We start from the raw sequence: 12,438 nt of genomic DNA, 5'->3' as shown, positions 1-12,438 counted from the left end.
GGCTAACAAAGCTACAAAAAAAGCGCGAAACTACGGAACTTAAAGAAGAGGAATAAAAAAAATGAAGCAAATACAGAAAATTTAAAGCATCATTATACATCTGATTATCAATAGATAAAACCATATACAAGAGGAAACACAGAAGAAATTCTGCAAATTTTTTATCAGAAATGTTTGCCAATTCAAAAATAGTTTCTACCTTTGCAACCGCAAACGAAAGGAAAAACGATTGCAAAGAGCGGAAACGCTCAACAAGGATGGCCCGTTCGTCTATCGGTTAGGACGCAAGATTTTCATTCTTGAAAGGGGGGTTCGATTCCCCCACGGGCTACAATTAAAAAGATAAACGAATTAAAAAAGATTAGTCGAGATGGCAAATCACAAATCATCACTGAAAAGAATCAGACAAGAAGAGACAAGAAGACTTCACAACAGATATTATGGCAAGACCATGAGAAATGCTGTTCGTAAGCTTCGTGCTACTACAGATAAAGCTGAAGCAACAGCAATGTATCCTGGTATCACAAAGATGTTGGATAAGTTGGCTAAGACTAACGTAATCCACAAGAACAAGGCTAACAATCTGAAGTCAAAGTTGGCAGTTTATATCAACAAACTCGGTTAAGCTGATAAGTTACACAAAAGATATGGGAGTCCGGACTTTTTAGTTCGGACTTTTCTGCGTTTGTATCATTTCCGGACAATACCCTCAAAACAAACAAATCCTCACGGTGCTAAAAAGCTGTAAACAGCCCAAATTTATCAAGCCGCCGGCATGATATATCAAGGATTTTCACTATTTTTGCTTTGTTATTACAATAAGAGAAATTAGATTATGACTGAAGAAGAAAAGATAAACGGCGAAAGCAATTACTCGGCCAGTAACATCCAGGTACTGGAAGGTTTAGAGGCTGTACGTAAGCGTCCTGCCATGTACATCGGCGACATTAGTTCCAAGGGACTCCATCACTTGGTTTACGAGGTTGTAGACAACTCCATCGACGAAGCTCTCGCCGGTTATTGCGACCACATCGAGGTTACCATCAACGAAGATAACTCTATCACCGTACAAGACAACGGACGCGGTATTCCGGTAGACTTTCACGAAAAAGAACAGAAATCCGCTCTCGAAGTTGTCATGACCGTGCTGCATGCCGGCGGTAAATTCGACAAGGGTTCCTACAAAGTTTCCGGTGGTTTGCACGGCGTCGGCGTATCTTGTGTAAACGCATTGTCCACGCACATGACGACGCAGGTTTTCCGCAACGGAAAAATCTACCAGCAAGAATACGAATGCGGCCATCCGCTATATTCGGTAAAGGAAGTCGGCACTACCGCAATCACCGGTACGCGCCAGCAGTTCTGGCCGGATGCTACAATCTTTACTGAAACGGTCTACAGTTACGATATTCTGGCAACCCGCATGCGCGAGCTGGCCTACCTGAACGCCGGCATCAAAATTACGCTGACCGACCTCCGCGTAAAAGAAGAAGACGGAAGCTACAAGCAAGAAGTTTTCTATTCCGTAGAGGGCTTGAAGGAGTTTGTGCGCTATATAGATTCTTCCCGCGAACATCTGGTGAACGATGTCATCTACATCAACACCGAAAAGCAAGGTACTCCGGTAGAAGTAGCCATCATGTACAATACTTCCTACAACGAGAATATCCACTCTTATGTAAACAATATCAATACCATCGAAGGCGGTACGCACCTGGCCGGCTTCCGCCGTGCGCTGACCCGTACCTTGAAGAAATATGCCGAAGACAACAAGATGCTGGAAAAGGCAAAAGTAGAGATTTCCGGCGATGACTTCCGCGAAGGTCTGACCGCAGTTATCTCCATCAAGGTGGCCGAACCGCAGTTTGAAGGACAGACCAAGACAAAGCTCGGTAACAACGAGGTTATGGGAGCTGTGGACCAGGCTGTAGGCGAAGCACTCTCCTATTACCTGGAAGAGCATCCCAAAGAGGCCAAAATGATTGTAGACAAGGTGATATTGGCAGCACAGGCACGCGTGGCTGCACGCAAGGCGCGCGAGTCCGTACAACGCAAGTCACCGATGTCCGGTGGCGGCATGCCGGGCAAACTGGCCGACTGCTCCAGCAAAGACCCGGAAGAATGCGAATTGTTCCTTGTCGAGGGTGACTCTGCAGGCGGTTCTGCCAAACAAGGACGTAACCGTACTTTCCAAGCTATCCTGCCGCTTCGCGGTAAGATTCTGAATGTAGAGAAGGCCATGTGGCACAAAGCATTCGAAAGCGATGAAGTAAACAATATCATTCAGGCTTTGGGCATCCGCTTCGGTGTAGACGGAGAGGACAGCAAGGAAGCCAATATAGACAAGTTGCGTTACAAGAAAGTAATCATCATGACCGATGCCGACGTCGATGGTTCTCACATCGACACGCTGATCATGACGCTCTTCTTCCGCTATTTCCCGCAGGTGATACAGCAAGGGTATCTGTACATTGCCACTCCCCCGCTCTATCTCTGCACCAAAGGCAAGGTGAAAGAATACTGCTGGACAGACCAACAGCGCCAGAAGTTTATCGATACTTACGGCGGCGGTTCGGAAAATGCAGTCCACACCCAGCGCTACAAAGGTTTGGGTGAAATGAATCCGGAACAATTGTGGGAGACAACCATGAATCCGGAAAACCGCATGCTGAAGCAAGTGCATCTTGAGAATGCTGCCGAAGCTGACTATACCTTCTCCATGCTGATGGGTGAAGACGTAGGCCCGCGCCGCGATTTCATCGAAAAGAACGCAACCTATGCAAATATTGACGCATAATCAGGAAATTAAAAATTGAGAATTAAGAATTGAAAAATAGACATGCTATCATTTTAATTCTTAATTCTCAATCCTCAATTTTTTATTTACCAACCTCACATCTTACAACGAAGAAGCTCCGGACGGACAGGAAATACCTGTTGACCGGAGCTTTTCTTATATCATTCCCTGCTTCTTCATCTCTTCGGCAGCCAGTTCCAGCTCGGCATACCAATCTTCGCCGAATTTACGTATCAAAGGTTCCTTTAAGAACTTATATACCGGCACATCCTCTTTCCGCCCCAACAGGACAGCCGCCTTACAAACATCCCAACGGTGATAGTTCACCGCCTTATAAGGCCCGTAATCGCCTATGCGGATAGGATAAAGATGGCAGGAAACGGGTTTGTAAAAGTCCGTCTTACCTTCTCTATACGCTTTTTCTATGGCACAATAGCAACAGCCTTTCCCGTCATAGCAAGTAAATACACAGTCCTTGTTATTAACGATAGACGTTACCAAATCGCCCTCTTCATCCGTGTACACCACTCCTTGTGCATCTATCACGGCACGCGCTTCCGGAGAAAGTTCATCCCAAATCACAGGCAGTACCTCTTCCAGTTTCTCTACCTCCTCAAATTCCACCGGAGCACCGGCATCCCCTTCAATGCAACATTCTCCTTTGCAAGCATCCAGATTGCAAAGGAACTTCTCGCGCAGTACATCAAAAGAAACTACAACATCATCTATCTGTAACATTAGTAAATTGAAAATTAAAAATTGAGCATTAAAAAATAAATGTTCACCTGTTTAAAGATTGTTTCATCCGCTTCTTCTAAGACAATATGAATTCTTTCTGAGAATCCGCTAAAAACTTGTATGCGTTTACTATTCGAATAGCAAACGCATACGACTTAGCATGGATAACATTATCCCTTGCTATCATTTCTTAATTTTTAATTCTCAATTATCAACTTATAATCAAGTCTTTACCAGTCATTTCAGCAGGTTGCTTCATACCCAGAATATGCAGGATGGAAGGAGCTACATCCGCCAATACACCGTTCTCTACCTTAGCATTCTTATTGGCCGTGACATAAACAAACGGAACGGGATTCAAAGAGTGGGCCGTATTCGGCGTACCATCCTCGTTCAGGGCATGGTCGGCATTACCGTGGTCGGCAATGATGATTACCTCGTAATCGTTGGCTTTGGCAGCTTCCACCGTATCTTTCACGCATTCGTCGATAGCTTTTACGGCTTTCTCAATGGCTTCGTAAATACCGGTGTGACCCACCATATCGCCGTTCGCATAATTCACTACGATGAAATCGAACTTCTTGGTATTGATGGCCTCAACCAGTTTATCTTTTACTTCGTAAGCGCTCATTTCCGGTTTCAGGTCATACGTAGCCACCTTCGGAGACGGAACAAGGATACGTTCTTCCGCATCGTACGGAGTTTCGCGACCGCCGTTGAAGAAGAATGTCACGTGGGCGTACTTCTCCGTTTCGGCAATATGGAGCTGGGTCTTGCCGTTGGCTGCCAGGTATTCGCCCAAGGTATTCTGTACGTTTTCCTTATCGAAGAGAATGTGCACACCCTTGAAGGAAGCATCGTACGGAGTCATGCAATAATACTGCAAACCGGGAATAGTGTGCATTCCCTGCTCGGGCATATCCTGCTGAGTAAGCACGATAGTCAGTTCCTTGGCACGGTCGTTACGATAGTTGAAGAAGATAACTACGTCACCTTCCTTGATAGTACCGTCGAAGTTCGCGTTTACAATCGGTTTGATGAACTCATCGGTTACGCCCTCATCGTAAGACTCCTGCATGGCCTGGGCCATGTCGGAAGCAACCTTACCTTCTCCGTTTACCAACAGGTCATAAGCCACTTTCACACGTTCCCAACGTTTGTCGCGGTCCATGGCATAGAAACGGCCTACGATGGAAGCAATCTTACCGGCTGACTTTTCGCAATGTGCCGTCAACTGCTCGATGAAACCTTTACCGCTCTTCGGGTCGGTGTCGCGACCGTCCATAAAGCAGTGGATAAATGTATTCTCGATGCCGTATTCCTTTGAAATATCGCAAAGCTTGAACAGATGGTCGAAAGAACTGTGTACACCGCCATTGCTGGTGAGTCCCATAAAATGGATGTTCTTACCGTGCTCCTTCGCGTAAGAGAAAGCGGAAACGATTTCCTTGTTCTTCAGGATGCTGCCGTCGGCACAAGCACGGTTAATCTTTACCAAGTCCTGGTATACGATGCGCCCTGCACCGATATTGAGGTGACCTACTTCCGAGTTACCCATCTGTCCGTCGGGCAAACCGACATTCTCGCCGCTTGCCTGCAACTCCGAGTGCGGATAAGTGGCCAACAGGCTGTCCCAATAGGGAGTAGGCGTATTGAAAATCACATCATCTTTACCTTGATCGCCGATACCCCAGCCATCAAGAATCATTAAAAGGGCTTTCTTGCTCATAATTATTAGTTTTTTAATTGTACAATCTCTACTTATATGGAAGAAGGGAATTGATTTACAATCCGTTTTTCCAATTGCAAAGGTACAAAATAGCAGCCAAACTATGTCATTCGGAAAGTAAAAATAACATTTGCACAAAGGAGCGCTTTCCATAAACAACAAGAAATCCTAAAAAAGCCATGCCAACGCATGAAATCCAATATGATTTTCATACTTTTGCATGGCTTTTAAATAAAATCAACTGAAATTATGGACGATTCAAACCCACGAACGTGCAATAGTGTTTACAATTAAAGCGAGCGGAGACGTTGGTCGCAATGCCTCTGTTCGGACTAAAGAAAGGAGGCAAAACAATGAGAAAGTATCTCTACAGCGAAAACGGCTTCGTAGAAAAAGCCGAATGGAAACCTAACTGCTGGGTAAACGTGGAGTGCCCGGACGACAACGATTTCCAATTCCTTACCCAAGAACTGAAAGTTCCCGAATCATTCCTTGAAGACATAGCCGATACGGACGAACGTCCGCGTACGGAGACCGAAGGCAACTGGCTGCTGACCATTCTGCGCATTCCGATGCAGAGCAACCAGCACGGCATCCCGTTTATCACTGTGCCCATCGGCATCATTACAAACAACGATATCATCGTTTCCGTATGTTATCATCACACCGAACTGATACCGGACTTCATACAGCATACCCGCCGCAAAGGGATTGTTGTCAACAATAAGCTGACACTGATTTTACGAATCATATACTCCTCCGCCGTATGGTTCCTGAAATATCTGAAACAAATCAATAACGATGTGGCCACCGCCGAAAAGGAACTGGAAAAGAGCATCCGTAACGAAGACCTTCTCCAGCTGATGAAACTGCAAAAAACACTGGTGTACTTCAACACTTCCATCCGCGGCAACGAAGTCATGATAGGACGGTTGAAAAACATCTTCCAAGACACGGACTATCTTGATTTGGAACTGCTGGAGGATGTTGTTATCGAACTGAAACAGGCGTACAACACGGTAAACATCTACAGCGACATCCTTACAGGGACAATGGACGCTTTCGCTTCCATCATTTCCAACAACGTGAATGCTATCATGAAACGCATGACAAGCCTTTCCATTACCCTGATGATACCTACGTTGATAGCCAGTTTCTATGGTATGAACGTGGATATACATCTGGAAGGATTTCCACATGCGTTTGTGTTCATTGTGTTGCTGTCCGCAATATTATCGGCCGTGACCTTTATATGGTTCAGAAAGATCAAATGGTTCTGAAAATACGTGTACGCTACAGACATCAGTATTTCAACACCTTTGCAGACACCGTTTTATACCTGGGCATTGTCATACCGATAGAAGCACCGATATAAGTGGGGTCGCAAACTATATATTTCCGACCGTTCACCATGAGATAATCACCGGAAACATTGCCATTGAAGCGGACAGCAGTGGCGATGTGTTCCGGGTAATCCAGCAATACGACATCAAGCCCCAAGAGTTTCCGCACCAGATAAGAGAACAGCATCGCACGGTCCTCGCAATCGGAATAGGGATAGTAGAACAGTTCTTCGACAAAGAACGGCTTCTCGTATCCGAACTGTTGGCTATCTGTCTGATATTGGAAAGCGGTCTGCACGAAATTTATCAGAATGTTTGCCGCATCCGCCTCATTCCGCCCCTGCACCAAAGGAGCCAATGAAGATAATATCCGGTTTTCCATGGCAACATTGACCGGAGCATTGAAGTAGACGCTGTAATCGCACTGGGGATAATCTTTATAGAAATCCATCAAAGCCTTCGGAACATCCACCGTTACCCTGGCAGCGCTTCCCTTTGCCTGGTGAGTGGAGCTGACGACTGTACCCGGAAACAACGGAGCCTCTTTCAATTGCATTCCTACACTGTTCTTTGCCTTGGGAGAGTCTTTCTGACACATGTAAAACTGGCATTGTTCATTATTGCCGCTGAGATTATAGTAGTTCTGACCGTTTAAGGTTATATAAGGATGCGCATAGATAGAACAATCCGTAGCAACGAACAACATCATTTTATCTTCCGTGGCTTTTCTTGCCATACGTGCCTTGTAACCCATTTCATTGAGCAGGAACTGTTGCATTACAATGCTTTCATTGGCCGTACCGCAATAAGTATCGGCTACCTGCCTCACCAATGTAAAAACTCCCCAATCGTTCAGCCGCAAATCTTTCCGTATCTGCGCACAATCTGCCAATAACGGCTTGTAATCGGAGTTGCATAAAGCCTCGTAGGCATCCGCAATGGCATTCTCATTAAGTCCGTTCAGGCTGCATTTACGGTTCAGGCTGTTATTCAAATAAAAAGCCAGACCGCCATACGCTATCTTGCTGCGTCCCGATTCGCCCCTGTACAATGGGGACGTTGGAGTTGAGGAGACCGGTAACCGGGGTTCTGCCGCCAGCTCCGGACGTCGGTCTGCTTCAACAACAGGAGCAGGTTCTGCTTCCGGTTCGGCCTCGACAACCTCGACCACCGGTTTCTTTTCCGGCTGCACCGCCGGCTTGTCCGCAGCTTTCTCTTCGATAATGATGACTTTCGGGTCTTTCTTCTTCCGAACTATCACTTCGGGCTTGTCAAAGACAATTCTGTCCACCTCATTAAGCTGTACTACCGGCTTCTGTTTCCCTTCCGAAGTTGTCATATCGAGTATTTCCTCAATCGTCAGGCAAACCGGCTTTTCACTCTTCGGCGCAGTCTTTTCATCGTATACAACCGGCTTCACCGGTTCGGGCTTCACCCGCTTCAAAACCGGCTTCTCCGCTTCAAACTCCTTCCAGGGCTCACGCATGAAGTTGATGAAGTCTTTATCGGCATCATCCATAAATTTATCGAAGTCTTCCAGCTCCTCTTTCATAAAACCGGATATGCCGCCCTTGTTCTCCTGAGCCATTCCCGTAAGAGCCAATAAAAGCCCTGCAATAAAAGATATCGTTTTCTTCATGATCGCATCGTTTTAAATAACCGAAAAAGGTTGCACCCGGAGCACTGTGCCACAGGAACAACCTTTATAAATCCATATAGATTACTCAGCCTCTACCGGTTCGCCGATAAACTCCTCCACTTGCTGGGAGAGTACGCCCAAAGCCACCTGTTTTTTAGCCGCCAACGCAGCCTCTTCCCTGGCTTTCTTTGCTTTGGCCTCATCGATAGACATATATACATTGAATTCCTTGCTGCCGTCCTTGTTTTCTTTCACCAATACAAGGTGCTGCTTCACAAGACCGGCAATCTTTGTATTGACACCCGATTCATAAGCCGCGCCGAACTTGTCAATCTCCTCTTCCGGAGTAGAAGACGCCTCGGAAGACATCAACCCTTTCATCTTGCCTACAACCTGTGCTTTGGCTCTGGAAGCATAACTGGTAATGCCGTTCATTATGGCATTCTCTCTGCCTATTTTTACATTCTTGCCGATGGCAATACCTACCAGCTCGATGCGGTTTTCCGGATCTTCCTCCAGATACGTGCGGTACTTGGAAAAAGCATACTCCAGTGTAGAAGAACTTGCCAATGGCTTCCATCCCTCTTTGGTCAACTCTTTCACCCTTTTCTTGACATCCTTTTTCAGAGCTTTGGACTGTGCACCAGCAGTTGCCGCACAACCGAACAATATAGCGCAGACAAGCGCAAAAAACGCAAAACTTCTTTTCATAATCATTTCTTTTTTATTGTTAATAATATACTCATTCCCAGTTTGTGACATAAGGTAAAGACAACTGGGAGCGCTCTACGGCACCCGTTTGCGGATTGACGAATGTTATGGCACCCTGCACAAAGGAGAAAAGCGACTTCTTTTTCTCTCCAACCGTAAATTCACCCTCTGCCAATGCCTTTATCTGTATGATGCCTTTGGTTTTATAAACGCCATCTATATCATCGAATATAATAGGAGCGGATATTTCAGGAACATGAAGTTCCAACGCCTTCAACCCGAAAGGAGTGCCTCCCCTGTTGTTCAATGTCAGACGGATATTGATATTGAATATCTTTCTGTCCGCCACGGAATCGGCCGTCAGCACCAGTTTCCCTTCCGGTACGACGGAGAAAGCCATGCTTCCCGTTCCTGCCTCGTTCAGGAAAGCTTTATGCTGCAAACGTTTGCCGCCGACTGTCAGTGAGATGTTCAGGAAGTTCTCTTCTTCCGGCAGACAGTCTTCCGCACTGTACGTAATGACGAACATTCCGTCGGCAGGACGGACGCTGATTTGACCGGCGCAGTTGGACGTAACTTTGGGTTTGGCCGCCACTTTTATAGGATTACCATCCAACAGAAGCTGGCACTGATACTTTCCGCTTTCAAGGAAAGTGCCCGTCAGTGTAAGCGCATCGTACAACTGCCTGTAACGGGCAGTCAGCCCCTTTACCCGGCTCAAACGTACATCATCGAAGAAGTACTCGGACAAGGTATTCAGTTCCGTTATGGCACGGCTTATCTCATCGGCAGATTCGATTGCCCCTATCTTCTGCTCCAACGCTTCATACCGGGCCACCTGCCCGGCATCCAATGCTTCAAATTCCGCAGTCAGTTTCCTTTGCTCCAAACGCGAAAAAGGATACTTTACCGAATAATTATAATGTTCTTTTTTCGTGGCTTTGTCCTGGACTTTCTCCCAATAGATTTCTTCGACATTGGAAAGGGAAATCCCTTTCAGAAAAGGAAGATTGGCAGACTTTATCCTGGATATCTGCGTAAAAGCATCCGAAGATTCTATGTTTCCATTCACATTGACTTCCGAAAGAGTATTCTTCTTGGACACCGTTACATTGCTGGCTACCGACTGAATGATACGTTCGGTTATCTCGGTCAACGCTTTCGTCTGCCCCTCTGCCAACGAACCGGCCGTAACCGACACTACCAGATAATCTTCCACCGCCGTATTCAGCCAGCCCGGAACTTTCTTTGCACTCCTTTCCACCACTTTGGTCTGGGCTGCGACACCCGCAGCCAGCAATGTGATGAAAATCATCCATATCAATCGTTTCATACGCTTTTTATCTTTTTATTGCCATTGAACCGGCAGGTTACGAATGTATACTTTTGTATCCGCTACCAACAACTCTATATAAGAAAAAAGGGAGAATCTATCGAATACGTTCGTTACATAAAATTCCCGCCGTACCGTTACACGGGGCGGCATCTTCATCCATGCCCCGTTCTGTATCTCGAAGTTCTTGCATTCCGTACCACTGTCCGTAAAGGCGGAAGTAAATCGCAAGAACTCATCCGTATTACGACCTGTGTCCACATTGGTCATTTCCGCCAAAATCGTGATACGCTGCTGGGTAGCATTACCTGTGCACTTCAAAACCTTGAACTGCAGCCTGTTTGTGGAAAGGGTAATTTCGCAGCGGGCTGCCGGAGTTTCCTGCGCAACGGGCTTTTCGACCACTTTCTCAACAATCACAGGTTTCTCGACTACCTTCTCAACCACAACCGGCTTTTCCACTATCTTTTCAACCTCCACTATTTTCTCCACTTCAACAGGTTTCTCTATCACTTTCTGTATAATCACCGTATCCGGCTGTACATCGGGCACATACTGCGCCAACTCCGTCTGGAGCACGGAAGCCTGCTCATAACAAGGCACACTCTCCGACACGGCAGAAAGATAACTCAATGCCTCCGGGTATTTCTTCAAATTGTAAAGGCTTTGTGCTTTCTGAAGAATAGTGGCGCAATTAGCAGCATAATAATCCTGTATCTTCTGCCGGGCAATACGGATAAAACGGGTGTAAACCGGATCGGTTGTACGCAGAGCGGAAATCATGGCTTTATAGGGGTCGGCACCTTCTGCAGCCTGCCCGGACACAGACACAACGGCACTGTGATACATGCTGCCGTCTATCCTGTTCTTGGCAACCAGCGTCAATTCTCCCTTTACAAGCGTGGTATTACGCATCAATCCCGAAGTGGACTGCTTGTCTAAAACCGTTATTACCGGTTCTATGACAAAGACATTATAGTCGTTTGCCGCTCCCGCACTGTTTCGGGTGATAATTTGTCTCAACTTGTTTTGAAGCATTTCTTGCGATGCTGCGGACAACTCGCTTTCCCCGGACAACGGTTGTACGGAGAAGTTGATTGTCTGTCCCGAAAGCTGAACGGTACAAAATCCTGCAATCAATAGAAATAAGAATTTCTTCATATCATAATTATTAAAAGACAGATGTCCGGCTGTGTATCTTATCCATAAAAACACCTGCCGGACACCCAGTCCAATGTTATTCCCTGGAATTCTGAATTAAAAGCTGTATGTACTGTCCGGAAGCGGCCTTCTCGCTAACCGTATAGCCTTTGTCTTTCAACAATCCCGATGCAAACCTTCTCAGCTTGCCCGTTTCCGACTTTATGGAACGCGGTCTTCCCGTATCAGGGTCATATACCGGCACACGCATATAGACATTCAGACCGTTGCCTCCCGAACGGACTTCACCGTTGCCTTTGAAAGCATTTTCAAGCACCCACTCGTCAAGTTCATCACTCAACGTCATATCTCTTGTGCCGACAACATCGTTTTCCATATCAAAGTCGCAGTTTTCATCGACATTGAGGGTTATGTTCACTTCCCGGCCATTGGTTACCATATCACGGAATGCCTGTTTCAACTGGTTGAAGAAATTCTCAGAGATGCCTTCCAAGGCATATTCGGTCAGCTCTTTTTTAGACGCACGGAAACGGTCGCTCACAATACTGGCGTTTGCCAACGAAAAACCGGTCTCACGCTCTTTAGCCTCCATCAAAAGAGTGACATTGGAAGCTCCTCCGGCGAAATCTTCTTTGGAAATTTTCACCGTCACATATATATCCGCCCGTGCGCCATCCACATACGCCTGCAATCCGGTAGATTTGGCATTCAATGCAGAGGCCGCATAAGCACGGTTCTGCACCCGCTGGAACTCCGTCATAAAGTCAATCGTCTTGAAATTACGCAAATTAAACTCTTCCTTTATCTTGGAAAGAGCCAACGGCACAGCTTCATCATTCAGAACCGCATCTTTTATCCGGTCGTTCTCTCCTTCTCCGGGTTCTACAAACGGAACCACCATTACATTCGGCTGTCTCGCCTGACCGTTTTGGGCTAACAGATAAAGAGGTAGGAACAGACTTAAAAAAGAAACAACTATTCTCATAA

Annotated in this window: 10 protein-coding genes, 1 tRNA gene and 1 pseudogene; 4 read left to right on the top strand and 8 right to left on the bottom strand. The window is 46.2% G+C overall.

Translation table 11 applies throughout. The features are described 5' to 3' along the window. Nucleotides 1–259: 259 nt before the first annotated feature. From NQ565_RS04140 to gyrB, 3 genes are all read left to right on the top strand, one after another. Nucleotides 260–331, top strand: a tRNA-Glu gene (locus tag NQ565_RS04140). Between the two features lie 39 nt (nucleotides 332–370). Beyond that, nucleotides 371–625, top strand: a complete 255-nt coding sequence (gene rpsT, locus NQ565_RS04135) for a 30S ribosomal protein S20 (RefSeq protein ID WP_005656082.1) — start codon at nucleotides 371–373, stop codon at nucleotides 623–625. Nucleotides 626–835: 210 nt separating this feature from the next. Further along, a complete protein-coding gene (gyrB, locus tag NQ565_RS04130) occupies nucleotides 836–2,797 on the top strand; it encodes a DNA topoisomerase (ATP-hydrolyzing) subunit B (RefSeq protein WP_005656081.1) in 1,962 nt (653 codons plus the stop codon). Between the two features lie 156 nt (nucleotides 2,798–2,953). Here gyrB and NQ565_RS04125 read toward each other — a convergent pair whose 3' ends face one another. The 3 genes and pseudogenes from NQ565_RS04125 to gpmI all read right to left on the bottom strand — a co-directional run bounded on the left by NQ565_RS04125 (nucleotide 2,954) and on the right by gpmI (nucleotide 5,264). Further along, nucleotides 2,954–3,535, bottom strand: coding sequence for a DUF3109 family protein (locus NQ565_RS04125; protein ID WP_005656080.1), 582 nt, complete (start codon nucleotides 3,533–3,535; stop codon nucleotides 2,954–2,956). 79 nt (nucleotides 3,536–3,614) lie between these two features. Continuing rightward, nucleotides 3,615–3,722 (bottom strand): annotated as a pseudogene (locus NQ565_RS04120) (four helix bundle protein); the annotation flags it as partial. Between the two features lie 24 nt (nucleotides 3,723–3,746). Next, nucleotides 3,747–5,264 (bottom strand): 2,3-bisphosphoglycerate-independent phosphoglycerate mutase, encoded by a 1,518-nt coding sequence (gpmI, locus tag NQ565_RS04115; RefSeq protein WP_040315966.1) that lies wholly within the window; start codon nucleotides 5,262–5,264, stop codon nucleotides 3,747–3,749. Between the two features lie 353 nt (nucleotides 5,265–5,617). Between gpmI and NQ565_RS04110 the strand changes: the two genes are divergently transcribed. Next, complete coding sequence (locus NQ565_RS04110; protein ID WP_034535864.1) at nucleotides 5,618–6,544, top strand: magnesium transporter CorA family protein; 927 nt, start codon at nucleotides 5,618–5,620, stop codon at nucleotides 6,542–6,544. 22 nt (nucleotides 6,545–6,566) lie between these two features. Here the strand turns inward: NQ565_RS04110 and NQ565_RS04105 are convergent, their stop codons facing one another. From NQ565_RS04105 to NQ565_RS04085, 5 genes are all read right to left on the bottom strand, one after another. Then, nucleotides 6,567–8,246, bottom strand: a complete 1,680-nt coding sequence (locus NQ565_RS04105) for a hypothetical protein (RefSeq protein ID WP_005656076.1) — start codon at nucleotides 8,244–8,246, stop codon at nucleotides 6,567–6,569. 81 nt (nucleotides 8,247–8,327) lie between these two features. Beyond that, the gene (locus tag NQ565_RS04100; RefSeq protein ID WP_040316048.1) at nucleotides 8,328–8,957 is read right to left on the bottom strand and encodes a hypothetical protein; all 630 of its coding nucleotides are present in this window, start codon (nucleotides 8,955–8,957) and stop codon (nucleotides 8,328–8,330) included. A gap of 31 nt (nucleotides 8,958–8,988) precedes the next feature. Further along, complete coding sequence (locus NQ565_RS04095; RefSeq protein WP_005656073.1) at nucleotides 8,989–10,290, bottom strand: hypothetical protein; 1,302 nt, start codon at nucleotides 10,288–10,290, stop codon at nucleotides 8,989–8,991. 15 nt (nucleotides 10,291–10,305) lie between these two features. Further along, nucleotides 10,306–11,451 (bottom strand): inner membrane complex domain-containing protein, encoded by a 1,146-nt coding sequence (locus tag NQ565_RS04090; protein WP_005656071.1) that lies wholly within the window; start codon nucleotides 11,449–11,451, stop codon nucleotides 10,306–10,308. A gap of 76 nt (nucleotides 11,452–11,527) precedes the next feature. Beyond that, nucleotides 11,528–12,436: a DUF6175 family protein gene (locus NQ565_RS04085; RefSeq protein ID WP_117899463.1), complete on the bottom strand. Its 909-nt coding sequence runs from the start codon at nucleotides 12,434–12,436 to the stop codon at nucleotides 11,528–11,530. Nucleotides 12,437–12,438 lie beyond the last annotated feature (2 nt).

This window comes from Bacteroides stercoris ATCC 43183 (assembly GCF_025147325.1).
Lineage (GTDB): Bacteria > Bacteroidota > Bacteroidia > Bacteroidales > Bacteroidaceae > Bacteroides > Bacteroides stercoris.
This window is presented reverse-complemented; position numbering and strand designations above follow the sequence as displayed.